Source organism: Shewanella sp., from assembly GCF_041630135.1.
GTDB lineage: Bacteria > Pseudomonadota > Gammaproteobacteria > Enterobacterales > Shewanellaceae > Shewanella.
This window is the reverse complement of the sequence record NZ_JBFKLW010000053.1, coordinates 1-22,941: the sequence shown is the minus strand read 5'-3', so window position 1 is coordinate 22,941 and position 22,941 is coordinate 1. Positions and strand designations below refer to the sequence as shown.

The following is a 22,941-nucleotide window of genomic DNA, read 5'->3' as shown; positions in this document are numbered from 1 at the left end:
ATAAATGACAATAAAAGTATTGGTCGTTGATGACTCAAGCTTTTTCCGTCGCAGGGTCAGTGAAATCATGAATCAGGACCCTGAGTTGGAAGTAGTTGCAACGGCATCCAATGGCATGGAAGCCATCAGAATGGCGCAGGAACATAAACCCCATGTCATTACCATGGATATTGAAATGCCGGTAATGGATGGGATCACCGCTGTCAGAGAAATCATGGCGAAGGTGCCCACGCCTATTTTGATGTTTTCTTCGCTAACCCACGATGGTGCCAAGGCAACATTGGATGCATTGGACGCTGGCGCATTGGACTTTTTGCCAAAACGCTTTGAAGATATTGCTACCAATAAGGACGAAGCGACTAAGCTGTTGCAACAGCGCGTAAAAGCGTTGGGACGCCGTCGTGTATTCAGACCCCTGAGCCCACGGCCAACAGCGGCACCAGAGCCTGCCGCGCGGCCGACAATAGGGTCCAGACCGCCTGCCAACTTGCCACAAAGAGGCGCACCCTCTGCTGCAACCGGCACTGCTATCAGGGCCAGCGGTAAAAGTTACCGCCTTTTGGCAATTGGCACCTCTACCGGTGGGCCTGTCGCGCTGCAAAAAGTACTGACAGCTTTTCCTGCCAATTACCCTTTGCCCATTCTACTGATCCAGCATATGCCCGCAGCTTTCACGCCTGCATTTGCGCAGCGTCTTAATGGGCTCTGTCGCATTTCTGTTAAAGAGGCGGTTAATGGTGATGTGCTTCAACCGGGTTGTGCTTACCTTGCACCCGGGGGCATGCAAATGATGATAGAAAAATCAGGCGCAACAGGCAGGCTCAAAATCGTTGCTGGCAGTGCGGATATGAATTACAAGCCATGTGTGGATATCACCTTTGCCTCTGCATCAAAAGCCTACGGCGGAGACGTGCTGGCCGTGGTGCTTACCGGAATGGGGGCTGATGGTCGCGAAGGGGCTCGTATGCTTAAAAGCGTTGGTGCCACAATCTGGGCTCAGGATGAGGCCAGTTGCGTTGTGTATGGCATGCCACAGGCGGTCGCGGTTGCGGGGATTTCGACCCAATCGATTTCTCTGGATAACATGGCTGAATCAATATTGAAAGAGTCTGGCCGTGGCTGATAAGCAGCAAAGATTGCCACTATGGGGTCTGCTTATGTGTTTTGTGCTGCTGGTAGCCTGTGTCGTAATGACCGGCTTGTATTTTGATCTACGGCACAAGTTTGCCAGTCTTGAAGCAAAAAACAGTGAGCTCGAGGCCAGTCAGGTGCTGTTGATGGTGCCGGAGGGGCAAGCAGAAGCTTTGGCTGCCTGGCTTGAGTCGCATCCATCGCAAACGCAGCAATTGCTTCAGCGGATGGAGCCGGTGAGCCAACCGCCTTACGGCGACGCCTCTGCTCAAGCAGTAAACACAGAGATTGATGCAGTGAGTAAGCCTGGTTCAGCATCGGATGCGCAGCTTCCCAACACTTCGAACCAAAAGCTTGAGTCGGAAAATGAGGATGGGGTTAAGGTGATAGTATTGCCCCATGGTGGTATTCGGGTTACGACCCGGGAAGAGAAAAACTGAATAACAATAATGAACGCGCATCCGGGAGCCTGAGACTTGAAAGTCTGGACGATTGCAAACCAAAAAGGTGGTGTAGGTAAAACCACCACAGTTGCCAGCCTTGCCGGGCTTCTCGCCAAGCGGGGCAAGCGGGTATTGATGGTGGATACAGATCCTCATGCATCGCTGGGCTATTATTTGGGCATTGATTCAGAAGAGGTGCCGGGTTCTCTTTACGATGTTTTTCTTGCTCACAAATCACTTACCAAGGACACCATTCGTCAGCATATAGTGCCTACGTTGGTTGAAAACCTGGATCTTATTCCCGCCACCATGGCGCTGGCCACACTGGACAGAGCGCTAGGGCATCAGGAAGGAATGGGATTGGTGTTACGTAACCTGCTCAAGCTGATGGAAGACGATTACGATGTTGCCTTGATTGACTGTCCTCCCGTACTCGGCGTATTGATGGTGAATGCATTGGCAGCCAGCCAACATATTGTTATTCCGGTTCAAACTGAATTTTTGGCGATCAAGGGGCTTGATCGCATGATTAAAACCATGGAGCTGATGGGACGTTCCAAAAGTACCAAATATAGTTTCACGGTTGTCCCTACCATGTACGACAGGCGCACTAAAGCTTCGCCCGCCGCGCTTGAAAATCTGGCTCAGTTACATGGGGCTGCACTGTGGCCGGATGTAATTCCAGTGGATACCAAATTCCGTGATGCCAGTCTGGCTCATTTACCTGCGTCTCATTATGCGGCATTTTCCCGAGGGATTAAGGCTTACGAGCGGTTGCTGGATTATTTGATGGCCGGAGAATTTGATCATGTCAAAATCTGTTGATGAGACAGTGGTCGATTTTTTTCGCCTGTTGCTGAGCGAAGAAGCCGCTACTGAATCCGTCCCGGATAAAACATCGGCCAAAACTCAGGTTTTACAAGCTGATTCGTCGCGAATCTCGAAAGACCTGTCTGGTGAACGTGCGCCTGAAAAAAGCTCGCCAACTCCGTTAACCAAGCCCGCCTTCAGTGTGTCACGTTTAACTGAGCAGCGTACAGCTCAGGTTCTTGATAGTCACCTTGCTGATAAAAACTCAGTTGATAAGGCCGCATTGGAAAAATTGCTGGCACCAGTATTTGATGAGAAACAAGTCACAGAAGCAATTGTATCCAAGCAAGTGACGGCGCCAGCACCGGTTGCCAAAGCTAAACCTGTACTGTTGCCTGAAACAAAGCCAGCAGAGAAAGTCAGCCCACCTGCCAGTGAAGCTGCCCAGTCGCCACCACAACTCCAGACCCAAACCGGCGTGACGCCGCCAAGCATTACAAAAGATTTACAGGCCGAGCTCGATGATGAGTTTCAGGTACTATTCTTTAAAGTGGCAGGTTTGACACTGGCGGTGCCTTTGGTCAGCTTGGGGGGCATCGTCAAGGTTGAGCGAATCAACCAGATCTTTGGACGGCCTGATTGGTTTTTAGGGGTTCAGACGCACAGAGACTCACAACTTAACCTGGTAGACACCTGCGCGTGGGTTATGCCCGAAAAATATGACGAAGAACTGGCGCAAAACGTAAATTATCAATATCTTGTATTATTAGAAGACAGTAACTGGGGATTGGCCTGCGAATCTTTGGTCAACTCGGTACGTATTAAGCAATCTGAAGTCAACTGGCGAACAACTGCGGGTAAACGCCCCTGGCTTGCCGGTGTGGTAAAAGAGCAAATGTGCGGAATTTTGAATGTAAAAGCACTTATCCAAATGCTCAATGCGGGTTTAGGTTGTCAGGATCCTATTAACTGAGGTAGATATGGCAGACTCAAGAAATGTAGCGGTAGCAGCCGGAAAGGATGACGCAGTATTGCAGTGGGTGACCTTCAGGCTCGATAACGAGACCTACGGTATAAATGTAATGCAGGTACAGGAAGTACTGCGTTACACCGAAATTGCACCTGTACCCGGAGCACCACATTATGTTCTGGGTATTATTAACCTGCGGGGCAATGTAGTTACAGTCATCGATACCCGTTCACGTTTCGGGTTGGCTTCTTCTGAAGTGGATGATTCTACCCGTATCGTCATCATTGAAGCGGAAAAACAGGTCATCGGCATATTGGTAGATAGTGTTGCCGAGGTGGTTTACCTGCGACGTTCGGAAATCGATAATGCACCGAATGTTGGAACCGAAGAAAGTGCCAAGTTTATTCAGGGTGTGAGTAATCGCGACAATGAGCTGTTGATCCTGGTGGATTTGGACAAGCTGTTATCCGATGAAGAATGGGCTGAACTGGCACAGATATAAGCTTTGGCAGATCTTGGTCGTAAGCTTAGCTGCCTCTTATTGCAAAGGAGTTGTTTCGTTTCATGGTCGATAATGGGTTTCTGATCGGCGCTCTTATATATGTTATCGCGTGCCTTGCGTTGGTATTATTCCAGCAAAAGCAGCTTGGTAAACTCAGAAACAAGGTCGATGCATTGGCTTTGCTGCTAAAAGAGTCGGATAACCAACGTGACGGATTTAAGCGTGAACTGCACGAACTGAGATCCGGCACAATTGGGGTGGGTAAAAGGGTTCTTGAGCTTGAGAAAAAACTTGCCCAGCAAAATGCACGTATCGATGAGGCTCGGGAGCAGGACCCTCAGGCTCGGTTATATAGCCGGGCAATGAAAATGGTCTCGCTTGGTGCCGGTATTGATGAATTGGTAGCTGAATGCGAGTTGCCCCGCGCCGAGGCAGAGCTACTGCTAAGACTCCATGGAAACCGATAATCCAGCGCCTTGCTGAGGCATAGTTTTTAGCCAAACAAGTCACAAGCCACCAACAGGTGGCTTTTTTTATACCGATGTCGATATTTTATGATGCAGCCTGGCCCATTCCTCAGGGAAGCGTCCATCCAGCATGTAGACAAAAGACAGCAACTCCGCGATTAAGATAAACAGTTCTCTCGGTATAGGATCATTCAGTTCAAGCGTTGATAAAAAGCTGGCCAATGCCGCATCCTTGTGGATATAGATACCTGACTGCTGTGCCAAAGAGATGATCTCTTCAGCGAGCAGTTGCTCACCTTTCGCGGTTACTCTTGGCGCACCTTCACCATCATACTGTAGAGCTACCGCAATTTTTTCATCCGGATGCATGACTATATCCTTAATTCAAAACTTGGGTATTCCTGCTCAAGCAGGGACGCGGGCACCACACCCTGCTGACAGGTCAGGCTGGCAACGGAAAAACCCAATGTCGCTAAATGGTCATTGAGAACGGGTAAGTAGTTACTAATTCGCTTTCCAAGCGGGGCTGAGGCACTGGTAAAGACAAGCGACAAATCAGTATCTGTTTTGGTGGCATTTACCATCAATTCACCATCAGTGAGCGAAAATTTCAGTTTGAGCTGCCACAGTGGTTTGCCGTCAGTGTTTGCTCGTTCGTTTTTTCGTCTTTGAAGCTTTGCTTCCAGCATATGGGGTTTGTCGCCCAATAAATAAGGTAACGTGAAGAACGCCCCTTCATCATCATTGGACTTTGCATTAAGCTCGGCTCGGCTTGATGCCAGTTTTACCATCTCATCGAGTAGCTCACGGGAACTCAACTTAATCAGTTCATCAGTCGCTATACCTATATGGGAAAGCAACAGTGATGACCAATGCTGTAACAGTGGAGTGAGTGGTCGCTTTTGAGTGATGGACCAGCCACAGAGCAGCAATTGAAACAACACTGCAAGAGGTTGCTGTTGAAACAGGGAGGTCAGGCTTTGAGTTCTTACCAATAAAGCACTGTCCGAGACATTATCGATTGCCTGACGCATTGCTTCCGGAGCCATCAAACTGGCCACTGCCTGTGGCCTGAGCAAAGCCACTAATTTTTTGGCGGCATCTGGCATGGCAGATAAATTGTTTCCATCAATTGCTGCTTTTTCGGTTGGCATGGCACCACTTTTCTCAAAGGCTTCAAAAAGGCGGTTGGCAGCGGCACTATGGTCTGATTGTTTCAGTGATGCTTTGGGCACATAGCCGGCTGGGGAGGCTGTTGGTGTTGACCGTATATCGGTTGCTCCCGCCACAATCTTGCCTGATTCTTCCGCCTTTTGAGCGAGGGCTGTGGCAAGCAGTTTCTTTTCCATGGTGCTGAGCAGCGCCTGCGGTGTCAGATGAAACTTTGGCTCTGCTTCACTTTCGGTTTCAACAAAAGCGGAAGATTGTTCACGGTTCACCCGCACCAGCTTAAGTTGTATTTCTTCTTCAATAGGATCCAACACTAATTGCAGTTCACCGCGTGAGAGTTTTAGTCGTGCCCTGAATTCATTATTTTTTGGTATTGGTGATGGCGTGGGGATTTGCAAGCCTGATGCAAATACAAGCTTCCCTTTCAGGACACTGACCAGCCCGAGTATGTAACCCTGTGAGGATTTTGCATGTGCCAGCAGCTTCTGGCGCTCTGAGCCTGACTTGGGAATCAGCGTCGCCAGAGCGGGAGGAAGGGGATAGCTGGCTGATTGACCGAGCCTGAGTAATGATGCTGAAAACTGTGTCGCCGCCAGGAGGGCGCTTGAAGGGGCTTTAAGCAGGTGTTTCAGCGGCAAGGATTCGTCAATGTGCTGTTTTTGCAAAAGGGCTTTCAGATGTTCATCGCTAACAGACTGTGACAGGGTAAAGGCAGCGGTTGCAGTATTGAGCAAAATTCCGCCTGGTACTGCATTGACGGACACAGGAACAGAGGCAAATGAAAGGCCTTTACTCGGGATTGCGGTGGCAAAGTTGGTTGTTAACGCTGAGATGTCTGTCATTGTCAGGTTATTCCAGCCGTCCGGGGCTATAATCAAATTTCACAATTTAACATTTGACCTTATCGTATTGGTAAGTATGCTTAGCCGTCAAAGTAAGAGGGCTAAGATTTCCTGAAACAAAAGGTCTGTTATTTCTTATCGTCACTCTTACCGCTTTCTAAAGCCAATTCCGGCGACGTATGCAGAGAGATTTATGAAGTTGAAATGGATTGCCCTGTCACTTTTGCTGATGTTCGGGGTGGCTCAGGCAGAGCAGGCGGACAGTGCACAACAGCAACAGGTTGAGGTTGTGTATAACGATCCCAGAGACCCGTTTGAAGGGTTTAACCGTGCAATGTGGGATCTGAACTACAACGTACTTGACCGATACATCTATCGGCCGGTGGCGCATACTTACAGGGATTATGTACCGCAGCCGGTTAAGTCTGGCATGCATAACTTTGTACGAAATCTCGAAGAGCCGAGCGCGCTGGTCAACAATACCCTGCAGGGTAAGTTTGGTTGGGCTGCAAATGCCGGTGGTCGTTTTGTGGTTAACTCTACAGTGGGTCTGCTTGGTGTAATCGATGTGGCCGATATGATGGGGATGCCCCGTAAACAAGACGATTTCAACGAAGTGCTTGGTTATTATGGTGTGCCGAACGGTCCCTATTTTATGGCACCCTTTTTCGGGCCTTACGTAACACGTGAACTCGCGAGTGACTGGGTCGATGGACTATACTTTCCTCTATCAGAGCTCACCATGTGGCAGTCGGTGGTGAAGTGGGGGCTTAAGAGCCTGCACACCCGTACTGAAGCCATAGATCAAGAGCGATTGCTTGATAATGCACTTGATCCATACACCTTTGTAAAAGATGCCTATCTGCAGTATATGGATTACAAGGTGTATGATGGAGATGTACCATTAAATCAAAAAGATGATGAGCTTCTTGACGAATATTTGCAGGAGTTGGATTAGCAACCAAGCAGGCAATTATCCAGACTGGATAATTGGTTATTGACGCTGACAACTCCCAGAGGGAAGTGTATGGCGCTGAAAGATGTATCTGTACTCTTGGTTGAAGATGACCCGGTGTTCCGTCGGGTTGTCGCATCATTTCTTGACAGCCGGGGAGCCATGGTCACCGAAGCGGATGATGGAGTTCAGGGGCTTGATTGGTTTCGCCGGCAAAATTTTGACGTAGTTCTCGCCGATTTGAGCATGCCCAACCTGGGTGGCCTCGATATGCTTCGTGAAATGTACCGTTTGGATCCCGCAATGCCAGCCATAGTCATCTCTGGTAATCATGTGATGGCGGATGTGGTTGAAGCATTGCGAATTGGAGCATCCGACTATCTGGTTAAGCCGGTACCGGACCTTTATATCATTGAACAATCCATACGACAGAGTTTGGGCAATCAGTTGCAACAAGGCACTGATATTCAAGGGCTGGACGAATTGTCCATGGTCGAACTGGAAGAAAACCTCAAACTGCTGGAACAGAATACTGAAGCGGCAAAGCATATCCAAAAAGAACTGTTTCCAGCCTCGCATGTGGATTATCCGCAAGCAAGAATTGACTACAGCCTGTACAAAAATGACGGCATCAGTGCCTTTTTCATAGATTCAACCATGGCAGACGCCGATCACCTGGTGTTTTACATGGCGCATTTTCATCCCGAAGACAACCGTGCCGCTTTTGCCAGTGTGCTGCTGCGAAGTTTCGTAAATCATAAACTTAAGGCCTTTCGAAACGGTGTGAGCCGAGCCGTGATAGAACCTTATAATATGCTCAGTTATTTAAATGAGCGCATTGTAAAGTCTGGGCTCGAAATCACGGTGGACATTGTTTATATCACCGTTGAGCTGAAACATTTTCGAGCGTCCATTGCACAGGCTGGACATGGTCTCAGGTGCTACCTGCGCAATGATAAAGGTTTAACACCACTTGCCTTGCCAGACGCATTGCAATTGGGACTGTTGGATTGGGGGAAGCCCAGCAGCCAGTTTCGCTCGCTGTTGCCGGGGGAAAGCCTGTGCATTGCCACATCCGACCCCGCTCACAAGGACATGCTGCTAAAGAATAATTTTGATGGCTTGGTTTGCAGTGATGCTGTGATTGCAGGTGGTTATGTGCAGGTGAGTTTTTAGACTCAGAATGAGGCGCGCTGCTTTGCAGCTACGGAACGGCCTTCGGCCTTTAGAACGCTGCTTCGCAGCTACGGAACGCCACCGAGTGGCTACGGTAAACCGAAAACCGTAGCGAAGCGTTCTGTAAATGAGCTTGTGAACGTTCGGTTTTTCTAACGTCTTGATTCTATAATCTAGAAGGGCTTTAGCCCGCTTTGCTTCGTCTGGAAACGAAGCGCTCTGCTTTCTGTGTAAGAGAGTTTTTGAACCTTCGCTCTTCTATAAAACAACAAAGCCCGCGATGCGGGCTTTGTTGTTTTATGTAGCTTAGAAGTCGCACAGCGACGTTCTGGAAACGAAGCGCTCTGGCTTTATCAGCTGCGCTTTATCGCTTCATGCTCACCGGTGACGGCAATTTCTTCTTCCAGTGCTTCTTCTTCATCGTGATGCACTTTGCTTTCTGCACCGTGCATCCAGTCAACCAGTTTATCGGCCATGAAGTACAGAATTACGCCTGAAATAGCTGCGGTAATGGCAATGCCGGCGAAGATAGACATGGCATTGGCAAGCTGCTCTTCTTTTTCACCACCGTGACCGATAAAGGAGCCAACCACACCGCCAATCTTGTTGGCTGCGGCAATAAACAGGAACCAGGCACCCATCATCAGCGATACAATACGCAGCGGAGCCAATTTAGTGACCATCGACAGACCGATAGGAGACAAACACAGCTCACCCATGGTGTGGAAGAAGTAGGCACCAACCAGCCACCACATGCTGGACTTGGCAGTTGGGTCACCGCCCATCTCAACCACAGCACCAATCATGAACAGGAAGCCAACAGCCAGCAACACCAGACCCAGAGCAAATTTTACCGGAGAGTTTGGTTCACGATCGCCCAACCGCACCCAGATAGACGCAACTACTGGAGCGAAAATAACGATGAACATGGCGTTCAGTGACTGGAACCAGGTAGTGGGAACTTCCCAGCTACCGATCATACGGTCGGTAAAATCGTTGGTGAACAGGTTCATCAGGCCGCCGGCCTGTTCGAAACCCGCCCAGAAAACGATGGTGAACAAGCCCATTACCATAATCACTTTAATGCGGTCACGTTCTACCTTGGTCAGAGGCTCTTTTCGAACCTGGCCACGGGCTTCGTCCTTTTGCTTTTCAAGCTTTGCAGCAGGAACGGTACCAATGTCACCCAGCAGTTTTTGGGCGAACAGGAATTGAATAATAAGGGACAGCACCATACCGATACCGGCACATACGAAGCCCGCCTGGAAGTTACCGTCGTAAGCACTGACAACAGAGCCTACAATGATACCTGACAGGAATGCACCGACGTTGATACCCATATAGAAGATTGTGAATGCACCGTCACGACGATGATCGCCCTCTTTATACAGATCACCCACCATGGTGGAAATGTTTGGCTTGAACAGACCGTTACCCAGGATAAGTACGCCAAGGCCTAAATAGAAAACCTCGGTTTCCATACCTTGCACCCAGGCGTGAGGGGTACCCAGAATGAACTGACCGGCGGCCATCAGCGTACCACCAATCATAATGGCCTTGCGTTGGCCCAGGAAGTTATCGGCAAGCCAGCCACCAATAAGAGGAGTGAGATACACCAGACCGGTGAAAGTACCGTAAAGAGAAATAGCGTCAGCTTGGGTCCATCCCAGTCCATGACCGCCTTCGCTCTGTACTTTATCTACCAGATAGAGCACCAGAATGGCGCGCATGGCATAGTAACTGAATCGTTCCCAGAGTTCTGTGGTGAACAGGAGGAACAGCCCCTTTGGATGCCCTAGCATCGTGCCTTGGGAATTTACGCTCATTAAGTCTTCCACCTTAAGCTTGTGATTGTCCGTAAGCAGATGCCTTACGGAAAAATGTCGGAACCTGTAGTGATAACTGCGTGAATAAACATCATCAACATCTGCAACTATTGTGATTTTTATTGCTTATTCAACACGATACGTTACGGCGCCTTTACGTGTTTTTTATAATTTAACCGACATTCGTCGGAATTTCGCCAAAAAGGCCACCTTTATATACCCTTTGAAGGCCGGAAATGTCAATTTTGCTTGCCTCTGGGGGCTTGAATTGGTCAGCCTCTGCGAATGCTTATTAGGTGGATTTTCAGCCTGACGTATTCGTATTGATTGGGTGTAAAGCGTGGTGAAAGTTACTTTTCAATACCCGCGATTCGACCGCATTGCCATTTTTCTCGGCTAAAGCAGTCACTGCTAATGTTTGCGCTGCCTTAATGTAAACTCGCCAACAGCAGAAACTCATCCAAAAATGTGGTTCAAATCGATGTGGCACTTTGGTATGCTCTTCGGCCGTGAAGGGACATCACTAACCCGTAAAGAGACGACAGATGAAGGCTTGGTATCTCGTTTACTGTAAGCCCCGCAATGAAGCGCGGGCGCAGCAAAATCTCTCAATGCAGCAATTGGAAACTTACTTGCCCATGTATCGCAGGCAAGTTAAATCCAGTGGCGGGGAGATCTCTGTCGCCGAATCTCCGTTATTCCCCAATTATCTCTTCCTCTATTTTGACCCAACCGTGACCAGTGTGCGCAGTATTCATGCTACCCGTGGTGTTGCGCGGATTGTGGGTTGCCGCGAAGATATGACGCCTCTGGACGATTCGCTGGTCAGGGCAATCAGGCGCAGAGAGTTGCAGCTGGAAAAATTGCCAGAAGAAGTGGCTTTGTCTCCGGGCGATAAAGTGAAGTTTTGCGATGGGCCCTTCACCGATTTGGAAGCGGTGTTTCTTGAGAAAGACGGCCTGAAGCGTTGCATGGTGCTGTTTGAGTTTATGGGGCAACAAAAGCAATTGGACGTTGCTCAATCCAGCATTGTGAGAATATGTGCGTAACACCCCTCAAAGGTTGTAAGACATTTGCCATAGTGCCATCTATAGTTGATGTAACACTGTCATTTTTGTGACCAAGTAAACTGTTTACCAACAACCATTTAGAGAATTTTGTAATTGAGTGACAATTTGTTGTCGCTCAATTTGTATAAAAATCGAGTGTTTATAGCTTGTTTGGCTGTTTTTTCGACTGCTGCATCCTGCCTGGTGAGGTAAAATCCGTAGACCCATCTGCAGGCTGATGTGAAACTGAAAGTTAATTTCAGATTTTAGGTTGTCTCAAAAAATAGCAGGCTGCAGGTAACACATTGAAAATTTGGAACTCGCACTGCGAGGGGCACGTTGGAAGCCAAAATCCATGGGCGGTAGCGTGCCTGAAAGGCAATGGGTGGAACAATTTCTGTCCATTAGCGGACGCCGAAGCCCGCAAAACGGGCTTTCAGAGCGCTGGCGGAGCCAGCTGCTAGAAAGGCCTGCGGCCTAGAGAACGCTACGATGCAGCTACAGAACGGCCTGCGGCCTAGAGAACGCTGCGATGCAGCTACAGAATGGCCTGCGGCCTAGAGAACGCTGCGATGCAGCTACAGAACGGCCTGCGGCCTAGAGAACGCTGCGTTGCAGCTACAGAACGGCCTGCGGCCTAGAGAACGCTGCGATACAGCTACAGAACGGCCTGCGGCCTAAAGAACGCTGCGATGCAGCTACAGAACGGCCTGCGGCCTAAAGAACGCTGCGATGCAGCTACAGAACGTTAGAAGGTAGCGCTCGGTTTCCTAAAATCTAGATTCTAGAAGGGCTTCAGCCCGCTCTGCTTCGTCTGGAAGCGCTCTGCTTTTTTTCATTCAATCACCTTTTACGGAGATATCTGGTGTTACAACAACTAAAACGATTGATGATTGCCAGCGTCGGTGCGCTGGTTTTGGTTGGGGGGCCAACTGCGGCGATTACTCCGTCACCACAGATGATTGAACAGTTCAAAAATCTTCCTAAAGCAGAGCAGGAGCGTATTGCCCGTCAATACGGTATCGACCCTGCGATGTTTGGCGGTGCCTCAGCACAAACTCAGGTTTCCAATCCCGTAGTTGTAGTGGCCAGAGGCGGTGAGCAAAAAGCGCTGAACCAAAGTGAGTCAGAGCAACTGAATCAGGCAACTAAAACGGAAGCGGGCGTCGAAGCCCGCGAGCAGAAGCTTGAAAATCAGCTAAAGCGCTTTGGTTACGATTTATTTGCCGGTGAACCATCCACTTTTGCACCGGTAACAGATGTACCTGTGCCCGCTGAATACATGATGGGGCCGGGAGATACCCTTAATGTGCAGCTGTATGGCAAAGAAAATAAGTCCTTCAGCCTGGTGGTAGGGCGCGATGGTGCGGTGCAGTTTCCGGATTTGGGGCCTGTTTCCCTGGTTGGCCTTAGCTTTGCCGAAGCCCGAACCATGCTGCTGGATAAAATTGCCAGTTCAATGATTGGTATTCAGGCCAGTATCAGTATGGGTGAGCTGCGCTCAATCCGCATTTTTGTGGCAGGTGATGCCTACAAGCCCGGCTCTTATACGGTATCCAGTTTGTCCACCATTACTCAGGCGCTGTTTGTTTCGGGTGGCATTAACGAGATTGGTTCGCTGCGCAACATTCAGTTAAAGCGTGCTGGTCGTACGGTAGGCACATTCGACCTGTACGATTTACTGCTTTCAGGCGATGCCTCCAACGACTTGCGTCTCCAGTCTGGTGATGTGGTATTTATCCCGTCTGTTGGCGGCCTTGTCAGCGTAACCGGCGAAGTACGCCGCCCAGCCATTTATGAAATCAAACCCGGCGAAACCATGGCCGATGTGCTTAAAATGGCAAGCGGTGCAAAGCCCGGTGCATACCCCGAAACCAGTACCATTGAGCGATACGCCACAGACGTAAAAACTGTTGTGAGCGTAGATTTAACCCAACCCTCGGGGCTGAGTGTTAAAGCGCAGGCGGGTGACCTGGTACAGGTAAAATCCAAGTCAACCCGTATTGATAACGCAGTAACCCTGATTGGTGCCGTGGTGAGACCGGGTAAATACCAGTATCACAAGGGCATGCGGATCAGCGACATAGTGCCGTCAATTTGGGGTGATTTAACTCTCACGGCCGATTTGGATTACGGCCTGGTGATGCGCGAGGTAAACCAGCGAGGCGATATCAAAGTAATGCAGGTGGCGATTGGTAAAGCCATTGGCGGCGATACCTTGGCTAATATTGCCCTGTCGCCCCGCGATACCCTGATAGTGTTTGATTATGCCGACCGGGAGGTACTGCTTAAGCCTGTTATTGACCAGTTGCGCCAGCAGAGCCGCTTTGGTGATGCGGTAAAGCTTGCTGATATCAACGGCAGTGTACGCTTTCCAGGCCGCTACCCCATTACTGAAGGCGCTACCGTAAAGGATTTGCTGATAGCCGCCGGAGGATTGCAGGAGGGGGCCTATACCATGTCGGCTGAACTGACCCGCCAAAGCATCTCTGATGTAAATGGTGTAGCAGTAGAGCACCAGCAAATAAGCCTGCAGGATATTTTAGCAGGAGACCCTGCTGCCAATATGGCTCTGCAAAGCCGTGATGTGCTTACCGTGAGAAATTTACCCGACTGGCAAGACACCCGCTGGGTGACCATTAAAGGTGAAGTGCGGTTCCCGGGTACCTACAGTATTCAACGTGGTGAAACCCTTAAGCACGTACTTAGCCGTGCGGGTGGTCTGAGTGAGGATGCAGCACCACGCAGTGCCGTGTTCTTGCGCGAATCGGTAAAGCAAAAAGAAAAGACTGAGCTGTTAAAGCTTTCTGACGAGCTGCGCCGTGAAATCGCAGCCAAGGCGCTCACTAAGGATACCCCCACGGTGGGCTATGCCGATGCCCAAAGCATGCTTAAAGAGCTTGAAAATGTTGAGGTGCTGGGCCGTTTGGTGGTGGACATCAACGCCATTCAGCTTGGCATTGAAGAAGCCGACCTAAAGCTTGAAGACGGCGATGCCCTGTATATCCCGGCGCAAAACCAAACCGTATCCGTGATGGGGCAGGTACAGCACCCCAGCACCCACAGATACAAAAAGGGCTTTACCTTTGACCAATATTTGGAGCTGGCCGGTGGCCCCCGTAAGCGCGCCGATGACGACCGTGCATACATCCTGCGCGCCGATGGCTCTGTCGCCATGCCCGGAAGCTCTTATTGGTTTAGCAGCAACGAAGAGATGCAACCAGGTGATACCATCGTTATGCCGCTGGATACCGAGTACAAAGACAACCTGACACTGTGGAGTCAGGTAACGCAGATCATCTACAACACCGCCGTAGCAGTAGCAACGATTTCAGGGCTGTAACTCGAAGGCCAGAGCGCCCGCAAAGCGGGCTGCTAGGAAGACACTTCGTGTCTCTAGAGCGCAGCGAAACCCGCTGCTTCTAGAATCTAGAAGTCACTGTATGACGATCTAGCAGCAAAGCGCTCAGTTTTTCCTAGATTCTGGCGACTGTAAGGAGTCCGCAGATGCGCTTTGAACAATTGGATGTATGGAAACGCGCTTCCAGGCTTGCTTGCGACGTTTATAAAACGACCGAAACGGTTCAAAACTGGGGATTCAAGGACCAAATCACCAGAGCTGCACTCTCTGTTCCCTCCAATATTGCAGAGGGAGAAGAGCGTGATTCTTTAAAGGATAAAGTGCGATTTCTATACTACGCAAAAGGCTCTCTGGGAGAATTGGTAACACAGCTATATATAGGTGCTGAAATTGATTACTTAGATAAGCAAACAGCACTAACTATGGTTAAAGAAGCTAAAGAGCTTGCGAAGATAATCGGTACACTGATTAAAAATAAGGAATCACAGATTAAAGAAGAAAACGCTGATTACCATGTTGACTAATCCTGCTGCGGATGGATTTGTTTATTGCTTTCGTAGCAGCACCGCCCTCTATCCGCGAAGGGATACACTGGTTTTAGCTTTCAGCTTTGGTCTTTATAGAAGCACAGCGGTCTATCCGCGAAGCGTCCTAGAATCTAGAAGCAAAGCGCTCTAAACACTCAATCAAATCAATAGAAAAAGTGATGAATAATCAAACCACACCACAAGAATTTAAGGATATACGTTCCCCTGCGAACGCTGATGCCGACTTCCCTCGCTCACGACCGTTGGAAAGTTCCGACGAAATCGATCTGCGCGAGCTCTTCTCTGTCATTTGGCAAGGCAAATGGCTCATCATCGCTATTACAGCCGTGTTTGCCATTGGCTCGGTGATTTTTGCCATTAATCAACCCAATATCTACAAGGCAGAAGCCTTGCTGGCACCGGCCAGCAGTGAGGGTAGCAGTGGCGGCCTGGCGGCATTAGCATCCCAGTTTGGCGGCCTCGCCAGTATGGCGGGTATTAATTTGGGCGGCGGCAGCGGCACAGATAAAACCCAGCTGGCTATTGAGGTATTAAAATCGCGCCAGTTTGTGGGTGAATTCATTGAAAAACACCAAATACTGCCTGAGCTTATGGCGGTAGACAAATGGCATATGGCCGAAAACAGCTTAAGCTTCGACTCAGAACTCTATAACAGCGAAACCAAAACCTGGGTCCGCGAGGTTAAACCACCAAGGCAGCCGGAACCATCCCTTCATGAAGCGTATAAATCATTTATTAAATTAGTTTCAATTAATTCTGCTAAAGATACCGGTATGGTGACTATTTCGGTGGAGCATCAATCACCGTTTGTTGCTAAACAGTGGGTTGACTGGCTGGTCGCGGATATTAACCGGGTGATGAAAGAGCGCGATGTGTCAGAGGCCATGCGCAGCACCGAGTTTTTGAATAAACAGATAGAACTTACTAACGTGGCAGATATACGAGCCATCTTATACAAGCTGGTGGAAGAGCAGGCTAAAACCATCATGTTTGCCGAAGTGCGCGATGAATATGTGTTTAAAACTCTGGACCCAGCTTTGGTCCCAGAAGAGAAGGCCAAACCAAAGCGCGCTTTGATTTGTGTGCTGGGAACAATGCTTGGAGGCATGCTCGCGATCATGATCGTATTGATCAGACATTTCACAAGAAAGGAAATATAGCGTGGCAGTATGGGTTACTAGAACCTAGAACCTAGAACCTAGAACCTAGAACCTAGAACCTAGAACATTTTGGATTAATTAATAAAGTATAGTCTGGAAGGGGTTAAATGATGGACTATGTTATCCCGCTGTTGGCAACATTCACTATCTCATTTGTTGCTATTAAATTGATAAAACCTTTAGCAGTAAAAGTTGGATTGGTAGATTTACCGAATGACCGAAAGCTCCATGTAGGAGCAATTCCATTAATTGGTGGAATATCAATTTTTATCGGTGTGTTAATGGCATCGATGTTTTTTATTGAACAAAGCCAGGCATTCAATATCTATCTTATTTCATCAGCTCTAATCCTTTTCTTGGGTGTGCTTGATGATAAGTATGATTTATCTGTAAAGCTGCGTATGACTGCGCAAGTTATAACTGCTTCTCTCATGATATTTGGTGCAGGCTTTTATCTTAAAAGCTTGGGTTATATTGTTGGGCCATTTGAAATCGTACTAGGCCCGATTGGTGTATTAGTTACTATATTGGCGGTGATCGGAGCGATTAATGCATTTAACATGGTTGATGGCATTGATGGTCTTGCCGGGATGTTAAGTTTGGTGACCTTTACCGCATTGGCGTTTCTATTAAGCCGCGTGAATAACGACTGGTATTTGCTACCGGTATTGTTTATTGCTGCACTCATTGCATATTTAATGTTTAATCTGAGTTGGCCTAAAAACTTCGGTAAGATTTTTATGGGTGATGCTGGTAGCATGCTTATCGGTCTTACAGTTGTTTGGATTTTAGTCATTGGCTCAAGTGATGACGTACAAGCATTTCGCCCTGTAACTGCACTATATTTGATTGCTACTCCATTGATGGATATGGCTGCCATTATGCATAGAAGGATAAGAAAGGGGGTTTCTCCTTTTAAGGCTGACCGTGAACATCTTCACCATATATTCGAAAGGGCCGGCTATAATCGTCGTCAAACATTAATAATAATTACCTGTGTGGCCGCGTTTATGGCTTTTGTTGGATGTATGTCAGAGATTTATTTAGTGTCAGAATGGATAATGTTTTCTGCATTTTTATCGTTGTTTATATTGTATAGTATTGCTTTGCAGCATGTTTGGCAGGTATTGAGTTGGGTGAGACGAGGTAATTAATTTTAAACGTGATTAATTATTGTAGTAGCTTAGTGTTTATAGCTGTTACAATTAGGGTTTATTAGTTTCAATTGAATGGTAAAGAGATGAAAAAAGCACTTATAACCGGGGTGACGGGTCAAGATGGATCTTATCTGGCTGAGTTGTTGTTAGAAAAAGGATATGAAGTACATGGTATTAAACGACGGGCCTCTTCGTTTAATACACAAAGAGTAGACCATATTTTCGAAGACCTTCATAGTGACAATCCCAAGTTTATTCTTCATTATGGCGATCTCACGGATACGTCAAATCTTGTACGCTTGATTCAGCAGATTCGTCCCGACGAGGTTTACAATTTGGGGGCTCAGTCTCATGTAGCCGTGTCTTTTGAATCTCCTGAATACACAGCTGATGTGGATGCATTAGGCACATTGCGTTTACTTGAGGCTATTCGTATTTGTGGTCTTGAGAAACACACTCGTTTTTATCAGGCTTCAACCTCAGAACTTTACGGTTTGGTTCAGGAAATTCCGCAGAAGGAAACCACTCCATTTTATCCACGCTCTCCTTATGCTGTGGCTAAGATGTATGCCTACTGGATTACGGTTAACTACCGCGAATCATATGGGATGTATGCCTGCAACGGCATTCTGTTCAATCATGAATCACCACGTCGCGGTGAGACCTTTGTGACACGCAAAATTACTCGAGGTCTTGCCAATATTGCTCAGGGACTGGAGCCATGTCTCCACCTTGGGAATATGGACGCGTTGCGAGATTGGGGGCATGCGAAGGACTATGTTCGGATGCAATGGATGATGTTGCAGCAGGAACAACCTGAAGACTTCGTTATCGCCACAGGCAAGCAAATATCGGTTCGAGAGTTTGTTAGGTTGTCAGCCAAAGAACTGGGTATTGAATTGACTTTTTCCGGAGAAGGGGTTGATGAGATTGCAACTGTTGTTGCAATTGAGGGGGAGAATGCTCCTGCTCTCAAGGTGGGTGATGTAATCGTTAAGGTTGATCCTCGGTATTTCCGTCCTGCTGAGGTCGAGACATTGCTTGGTGAGCCTGCCAAGGCAAAAGCTAAGCTGGGTTGGGTACCAGAAATCACTGTGGAAGAAATGTGCTCTGAGATGGTTGCGCATGATCTGGATACCGCCAAACGACATGCTCTGTTGAAAGAAAACGGTTTTAACGTTTCTATTTCTGTTGAGAACTAGTTTATGAAGCTTTTCATCTCTGGCGGTCGTGGCATGGTTGGCCGAAACATCATTGCACTGGCAGAAGCCAGAGGTATAGAGGTTTACGCCCCATCGCGCAAAGAGTTGGATTTATCCGACTACGACGAACTGAAAGCACAGTTGTCAGCGTACCAACCGGACTTCGTTGTGCATTGTGCGGGCTTGGTAGGCGGCATACAGGCTAATATTGCAGCACCTTATGACTTCTGTTTTCAGAATCTAAAGATTGGTATGAATGTGGTACAAGCCTCATTTGATGCAGGTATTAAAAACCTGATCAATCTGGGCAGTTCCTGCATGTATCCGAGGTTTGCAGAGAACCCACTGACCGAATCTCAGATACTGACAGGAGAGCTTGAGCCGACAAATGAGGGTTACGCAGTCGCTAAGGTCGCGGTTGCTAAACTCGCTCAGTATCTTTCTGCGCAACATAAGGTGAACTACAAAACTTACATTCCATGCAACTTATATGGATGCTGGGATAAGTTTGATGTTAATAAATCTCATATGATACCTGCTGTCATCCGTAAAATTGACGATGCAATTAAATTAGGTACAAAAAACGTTGAGATATGGGGAGATGGCTTATCCAAGCGTGAATTTATGTTTGCTGAGGACTTAGCAGACTTTATTTTGGTTAGTCTGGAAAAGTTTTCTGAGGTCCCTGACTTAATAAATGTTGGGCTAGGCTATGACTTTAGTATCAATGAATATTACCAAACAATCGCTGACGTGTTGGGATATAAAGGTACTTTCTCATATGACCTAAGCAAACCTGCCGGAATGAAGCAAAAGCTGGTCAATACGGAATTGCAAACGCAGTTGGGTTGGAAGCCTAAGACTTCGCTAGAGAGCGGCATAAAAAAAACATATCAATTTTATCTGAAAGAGGTTCTCTGATGTTACCATTGGCTACAACAACATGGGATGAAAACGAGTACAAGGCACTGCAGGCCGTGATTGAGAGCGGCATGTTCAGCATGGGCGAGTATGTTAGGACTTTCGAACAGCAATTCGCTGAATTTGTAGGCAGTCGCTACTGTGTGATGGTTAACTCTGGTTCCTCCGCGAACTTGCTTGCCATTGCTGCTATGTTCTACCGAAAAGATTCACCCTTGAAGGCTGGCGATGAGGTTATCGTGCCCGCGGTGTCTTGGTCGACAACTTACTATCCGCTATATCAGTATGGATTGAAGCTTAAGTTTGTTGACATTGATCCGACAACCCTCAACCTCGACCTCAATCAGGTAGAGGCGGCAATTACAGATAACACCCGCGCAATATTTGCAGTAAACCTTTTGGGTAACCCTGTCGACTATCGTGCGCTGGCAAAGATTGTTGAAGGTAAGAATATCTCAATCCTTGAAGATAACTGTGAATCTATGGGGGCTACCATTGATGGGCAACAAGCAGGAACATTTGGGTTAATGGGAACCTATAGTAGTTTTTTCAGTCATCATATCTCCACAATGGAAGGGGGAATGGTTGTTACTGATGATGAAGAGCTGTACCACATTATGTTATCGGTGAGAGCTCATGGCTGGACCCGTAACTTGCCTAAAGACAATAAGCTTTGCGTGAAGAGTGATAACCCATTTGAAGAGTCATTCCGCTTCATTTTACCTGGTTATAACCTTAGACCATTGGAAATGTCTGGGGCACTTGGGATTGAGCAGTTGAAAAAACTGCCGGGCATTATATCCGGACGCAGAGCAAATGCCATTGTCTTTAAAGACGTCTTTGGTCAAATTCCTGGATTAACAATTCAGCATGAAACCGGCGAAAGCAGTTGGTTTGGGTTCGCATTAATTGTAGAGCAAGGTAAAGATAAGCGGGATGAACTGATTAAGGTGTTGATGGAAAATGGCGTCGATTGCCGACCTATTGTTGCCGGTAACTTTGTCAGAAATCCAGTAGTAGAGTACTTTGACTATGAAGTTCACGGTCAGTTGAGCGCTGCGGACACCATCAGTGATTGTGGACTGTTTATTGGAAACCATCATTTTGATATCCGCCAGCCGCTGGAAAAAGTTGCTGAACTGGTAAATATTGTTTTGGCTGGCTAACTAAAAATAACAAAGAACGCTTACTTATCGACCTCCGTGAGGAGGTCGTTTTATTTATGGAATTAAAGTGAATAATAAATTCTTTGATAGAGATGATAGTGTATTGCTAGTTTTAGGTGGTCTGGATACCTCTGGTGGAATGTTCAATTACCTAAAGGCATGGATACACCTAATTCAGAAAGAATGTCAATCTGTAGCTGTATGTGCTACCGCTGAAGTATTAGAGAATTTGAAGTTCAGCGGTTTTACGATTGCCTTACCATACAGCTCGAATGACAATCTAAAAGATATTTATAAAAGGCTTCAATTCAAAAAATATAATAAAGAATTTTATGAAATAAGAAAGCAGATTGATAGCTTTTTACCCAGTTATGTACATATTGTTGATGAGACGATTTTCTTTCCACAATTAAAATCAGTATTGTCGGGTTATGAAAAAATCATAACAATTCATGATCCAATTTATCATCCTGGACAGTTCAGAAGTTTAATGACTAGAATATTGTGTTTGTATTCAAGACTGTCTTACTTTTGTACAAAAAAACTAAAAATTCATCTTCATTCCAAAAGAAGTATATTCCCTTCAATCCTATCTTTATATGGCAAGAATGTAATTTATCCCCACCCTTTACCTGAGACAAAGTTCAGTATCAATCATCATAATACTACTCCTGTAGTTGCATTTATGGGGCGAATTGAAAAATATAAAGGTATAGATTTATTTATTCAGTCTATCCAAGAATATGAAAAAAAATATCAGGACGCTATCGAAATATTAATTGTAGGAAAGGGGGAAGTTACTGGGTTTGAATCTTTAAGATTTGACAATAGATTGACAATAGTAAACGAGTTTGTGTCTGATATTCAATTTCATAAATATATGTCTGAAATTGATATACTTATTTTGCCATATATTTCAGCCACACAAAGTGGTGTTGGTTATCTAGCAAAAGCATATGGCAGAAAAATTGTCTGTACTGATGTTGGTAATTTGGCCGACTTGATTGAGTCTGAATCAGATGGCTATATAGTAGAAAAAAATCCACGGATTATTGCTAATGCAATACATAAAATTGCAAGCCGTTTATAAATGGATGTCTACATCTATTTTTACTCTTATATTAATAACATCTTTTGGAACACTCTTTCCGCATTTGCTTTTAGCGATGTTACTTTGTTTAATGCTTGTTGCAAAAGGGAGTGTAAATACTAGAGTCAATTATTTATACTTTATACCACTAATACTATTTATTATTTCTTCGTTAAATACACTATCATTTTCGATTTTTTATGATTCTGATATCAATCAACAGCTTTATAGAACAAGGAAGTTTCTATTTGAGTTGATCATCGCATATGCAGTTCTTCTTTTTTGCATAAACACAAAGTATCATGAGTTACTTAAAATAATTAATAATGCAATGTCTGCATGTATTATAATTGGTATTGTTCAGATTTTGCTTAACCCCCAAATTAGACCTAGTTTGCTTTTTGTAGAACCAAGTTCAGCAGGCTATTTTGTAGGTACATTTATTTTCTCAGTTTTTTTGTGTAAGCCAAAGTCGAGAGCAACAATCAAACTTATACTGATTACTTTTATTGTAAGATCTAAATCGCTAATTCTTTCAATAATTTCGACTTTTGTGGTTATGAGAATTTCGTTATTTAAAGTTGTTATAGTTCTAGTGCTTTTAGCCTTATTTGGGCAAAATCTAAATAGTTACTTGGTAAACTCTAGTGAACAATATAGAGGATTTTCTCATTTAATTAGTGTTTTGTTCAAATATGGAATTGATGGTTTTAGCTCAGCTTTTGATATCTATAATACATACCTGACAAGACTGTCTGCTATTTTTCTAGGTGTCGACTTGATTAAGGAGCACCCACTAGGTATTGGCTTTGGGAGTTTTCATGAGCTGTATGTACAGAGAGTGGGCAACTTTTTTTCAATAGAGTCATTAGGCGAAGAGGTAGCATCGACAATTAAATATGGTTTAATAACTCCAAAATCTAACTTTTTTGAACACTCTTTGAGTTTTGGATTGCTAGGGATAGGCATATTTATCTACTGGTTTATCAGTCTAT

General features: G+C 46.4%; 21 protein-coding genes. 18 read left to right on the top strand and 3 right to left on the bottom strand.

The features are described 5' to 3' along the window. Positions 1 to 4: 4 nt before the first annotated feature. The 6 genes from ABYK60_RS13940 (at position 5) to ABYK60_RS13915 (ending at position 4,323) form a co-directional block, all read left to right on the top strand. Positions 5 to 1,123, top strand: a complete 1,119-nt coding sequence (locus ABYK60_RS13940) for a chemotaxis response regulator protein-glutamate methylesterase (protein WP_372872627.1) — start codon at positions 5 to 7, stop codon at positions 1,121 to 1,123. Next, complete coding sequence (locus tag ABYK60_RS13935) at positions 1,116 to 1,571, top strand: membrane anchored protein in chemotaxis locus (protein ID WP_372872626.1); 456 nt, start codon at positions 1,116 to 1,118, stop codon at positions 1,569 to 1,571. The genes ABYK60_RS13940 and ABYK60_RS13935 overlap by 8 nt, the downstream gene beginning before the upstream one ends. Positions 1,572 to 1,607: 36 nt before the next feature. Next, the gene (locus tag ABYK60_RS13930; protein WP_372872625.1) at positions 1,608 to 2,399 is read left to right on the top strand and encodes a ParA family protein; all 792 of its coding nucleotides are present in this window, start codon (positions 1,608 to 1,610) and stop codon (positions 2,397 to 2,399) included. Further along, positions 2,383 to 3,357, top strand: coding sequence for a chemotaxis protein CheW (locus ABYK60_RS13925; protein WP_372872624.1), 975 nt, complete (start codon positions 2,383 to 2,385; stop codon positions 3,355 to 3,357). The genes ABYK60_RS13930 and ABYK60_RS13925 overlap by 17 nt, the downstream gene beginning before the upstream one ends. A 7-nt stretch (positions 3,358 to 3,364) precedes the next feature. Beyond that, positions 3,365 to 3,856, top strand: coding sequence for a chemotaxis protein CheW (locus ABYK60_RS13920; protein ID WP_372872623.1), 492 nt, complete (start codon positions 3,365 to 3,367; stop codon positions 3,854 to 3,856). A gap of 62 nt (positions 3,857 to 3,918) precedes the next feature. After that, positions 3,919 to 4,323, top strand: coding sequence for a DUF2802 domain-containing protein (locus ABYK60_RS13915; RefSeq protein ID WP_372872622.1), 405 nt, complete (start codon positions 3,919 to 3,921; stop codon positions 4,321 to 4,323). Positions 4,324 to 4,389: 66 nt separating this feature from the next. On the opposite strand, the gene ABYK60_RS13910 is transcribed toward ABYK60_RS13915, so the two are convergent. Both ABYK60_RS13910 and ABYK60_RS13905 read right to left on the bottom strand, forming a co-directional pair. Next, a complete protein-coding gene (locus tag ABYK60_RS13910) occupies positions 4,390 to 4,692 on the bottom strand; it encodes an EscU/YscU/HrcU family type III secretion system export apparatus switch protein (protein WP_372872621.1) in 303 nt (100 codons plus the stop codon). Between the two features lie 2 nt (positions 4,693 to 4,694). After that, entirely contained in the window at positions 4,695 to 6,335 is a 1,641-nt protein-coding gene (locus ABYK60_RS13905) for a hypothetical protein (RefSeq protein WP_372872620.1), read from the bottom strand. A gap of 229 nt (positions 6,336 to 6,564) precedes the next feature. Here ABYK60_RS13905 and ABYK60_RS13900 point away from each other — a divergent pair, with 229 nt between their 5' ends. Next, positions 6,565 to 7,293, top strand: coding sequence for a VacJ family lipoprotein (locus tag ABYK60_RS13900; protein WP_372872636.1), 729 nt, complete (start codon positions 6,565 to 6,567; stop codon positions 7,291 to 7,293). A 69-nt stretch (positions 7,294 to 7,362) separates the two neighbouring features. After that, positions 7,363 to 8,466, top strand: coding sequence for a response regulator (locus ABYK60_RS13895; RefSeq protein ID WP_372872619.1), 1,104 nt, complete (start codon positions 7,363 to 7,365; stop codon positions 8,464 to 8,466). 353 nt (positions 8,467 to 8,819) lie between these two features. On the opposite strand, the gene ABYK60_RS13890 is transcribed toward ABYK60_RS13895, so the two are convergent. Then, positions 8,820 to 10,292, bottom strand: a complete 1,473-nt coding sequence (locus ABYK60_RS13890; protein ID WP_372872618.1) for a peptide MFS transporter — start codon at positions 10,290 to 10,292, stop codon at positions 8,820 to 8,822. Between the two features lie 545 nt (positions 10,293 to 10,837). On the opposite strand from ABYK60_RS13890, the gene rfaH reads away from it, so the two are divergent. From rfaH to ABYK60_RS13840, 10 genes are all read left to right on the top strand, one after another. Continuing rightward, positions 10,838 to 11,341, top strand: a complete 504-nt coding sequence (gene rfaH / locus ABYK60_RS13885; RefSeq protein ID WP_372872617.1) for a transcription/translation regulatory transformer protein RfaH — start codon at positions 10,838 to 10,840, stop codon at positions 11,339 to 11,341. 865 nt (positions 11,342 to 12,206) lie between these two features. Next, entirely contained in the window at positions 12,207 to 14,684 is a 2,478-nt protein-coding gene (locus ABYK60_RS13880; protein WP_372872616.1) for an SLBB domain-containing protein, read from the top strand. 164 nt (positions 14,685 to 14,848) lie between these two features. Continuing rightward, positions 14,849 to 15,226 (top strand): four helix bundle protein, encoded by a 378-nt coding sequence (locus tag ABYK60_RS13875; protein ID WP_372872615.1) that lies wholly within the window; start codon positions 14,849 to 14,851, stop codon positions 15,224 to 15,226. A 182-nt stretch (positions 15,227 to 15,408) separates the two neighbouring features. After that, positions 15,409 to 16,410 (top strand): Wzz/FepE/Etk N-terminal domain-containing protein, encoded by a 1,002-nt coding sequence (locus ABYK60_RS13870; protein WP_372872614.1) that lies wholly within the window; start codon positions 15,409 to 15,411, stop codon positions 16,408 to 16,410. A 110-nt stretch (positions 16,411 to 16,520) separates the two neighbouring features. Further along, on the top strand, positions 16,521 to 17,564 hold the full coding sequence (wecA, locus tag ABYK60_RS13865) for a UDP-N-acetylglucosamine--undecaprenyl-phosphate N-acetylglucosaminephosphotransferase (RefSeq protein ID WP_372872635.1): 1,044 nt from the start codon (positions 16,521 to 16,523) through the stop codon (positions 17,562 to 17,564). A gap of 86 nt (positions 17,565 to 17,650) precedes the next feature. Next, on the top strand, positions 17,651 to 18,769 hold the full coding sequence (gene gmd, locus ABYK60_RS13860; protein ID WP_372872613.1) for a GDP-mannose 4,6-dehydratase: 1,119 nt from the start codon (positions 17,651 to 17,653) through the stop codon (positions 18,767 to 18,769). Between the two features lie 3 nt (positions 18,770 to 18,772). Then, positions 18,773 to 19,690 carry a GDP-L-fucose synthase family protein gene (locus tag ABYK60_RS13855; protein ID WP_372872612.1) on the top strand — a complete coding sequence of 306 codons (918 nt, stop codon included), beginning with the start codon at positions 18,773 to 18,775 and terminating at the stop codon, positions 19,688 to 19,690. Beyond that, complete coding sequence (locus ABYK60_RS13850) at positions 19,690 to 20,856, top strand: DegT/DnrJ/EryC1/StrS family aminotransferase (protein WP_372872611.1); 1,167 nt, start codon at positions 19,690 to 19,692, stop codon at positions 20,854 to 20,856. The genes ABYK60_RS13855 and ABYK60_RS13850 overlap by 1 nt, the downstream gene beginning before the upstream one ends. Before the next feature lie 67 nt (positions 20,857 to 20,923). Continuing rightward, a complete protein-coding gene (locus ABYK60_RS13845) occupies positions 20,924 to 21,946 on the top strand; it encodes a glycosyltransferase (RefSeq protein WP_372872610.1) in 1,023 nt (340 codons plus the stop codon). Next, positions 21,915 to 22,941, top strand: a 1,027-nt coding sequence (locus tag ABYK60_RS13840; protein ID WP_372872609.1) for a hypothetical protein, incomplete at its 3' end; no start/stop codon positions are given. The genes ABYK60_RS13845 and ABYK60_RS13840, both read left to right, overlap by 32 nt.

Bases quoted from the DNA above. Each gene is read 5' to 3' on its own strand.
- ABYK60_RS13940 (WP_372872627.1), top strand. From the start codon at position 5: ATGACAATAAAAGTATTGGTCGTTGATGACTCAAGCTTTTTCCGTCGC.
- ABYK60_RS13925 (WP_372872624.1), top strand. From the start codon at position 2,383: ATGTCAAAATCTGTTGATGAGACAGTGGTCGATTTTTTTCGCCTGTTG.
- ABYK60_RS13920 (WP_372872623.1), top strand. From the start codon at position 3,365: ATGGCAGACTCAAGAAATGTAGCGGTAGCAGCCGGAAAGGATGACGCA.
- ABYK60_RS13915 (WP_372872622.1), top strand. From the start codon at position 3,919: ATGGTCGATAATGGGTTTCTGATCGGCGCTCTTATATATGTTATCGCG.
- ABYK60_RS13910 (WP_372872621.1), bottom strand. From the start codon at position 4,692: ATGCATCCGGATGAAAAAATTGCGGTAGCTCTACAGTATGATGGTGAA.
- ABYK60_RS13905 (WP_372872620.1), bottom strand. From the start codon at position 6,335: ATGACAGACATCTCAGCGTTAACAACCAACTTTGCCACCGCAATCCCG.
- ABYK60_RS13900 (WP_372872636.1), top strand. From the start codon at position 6,565: ATGTTCGGGGTGGCTCAGGCAGAGCAGGCGGACAGTGCACAACAGCAA.
- ABYK60_RS13895 (WP_372872619.1), top strand. From the start codon at position 7,363: ATGGCGCTGAAAGATGTATCTGTACTCTTGGTTGAAGATGACCCGGTG.
- ABYK60_RS13890 (WP_372872618.1), bottom strand. From the start codon at position 10,292: ATGAGCGTAAATTCCCAAGGCACGATGCTAGGGCATCCAAAGGGGCTG.
- rfaH (WP_372872617.1), top strand. From the start codon at position 10,838: ATGAAGGCTTGGTATCTCGTTTACTGTAAGCCCCGCAATGAAGCGCGG.
- ABYK60_RS13875 (WP_372872615.1), top strand. From the start codon at position 14,849: ATGCGCTTTGAACAATTGGATGTATGGAAACGCGCTTCCAGGCTTGCT.
- ABYK60_RS13870 (WP_372872614.1), top strand. From the start codon at position 15,409: ATGAATAATCAAACCACACCACAAGAATTTAAGGATATACGTTCCCCT.
- wecA (WP_372872635.1), top strand. From the start codon at position 16,521: ATGGACTATGTTATCCCGCTGTTGGCAACATTCACTATCTCATTTGTT.
- gmd (WP_372872613.1), top strand. From the start codon at position 17,651: ATGAAAAAAGCACTTATAACCGGGGTGACGGGTCAAGATGGATCTTAT.
- ABYK60_RS13855 (WP_372872612.1), top strand. From the start codon at position 18,773: ATGAAGCTTTTCATCTCTGGCGGTCGTGGCATGGTTGGCCGAAACATC.
- ABYK60_RS13850 (WP_372872611.1), top strand. From the start codon at position 19,690: ATGTTACCATTGGCTACAACAACATGGGATGAAAACGAGTACAAGGCA.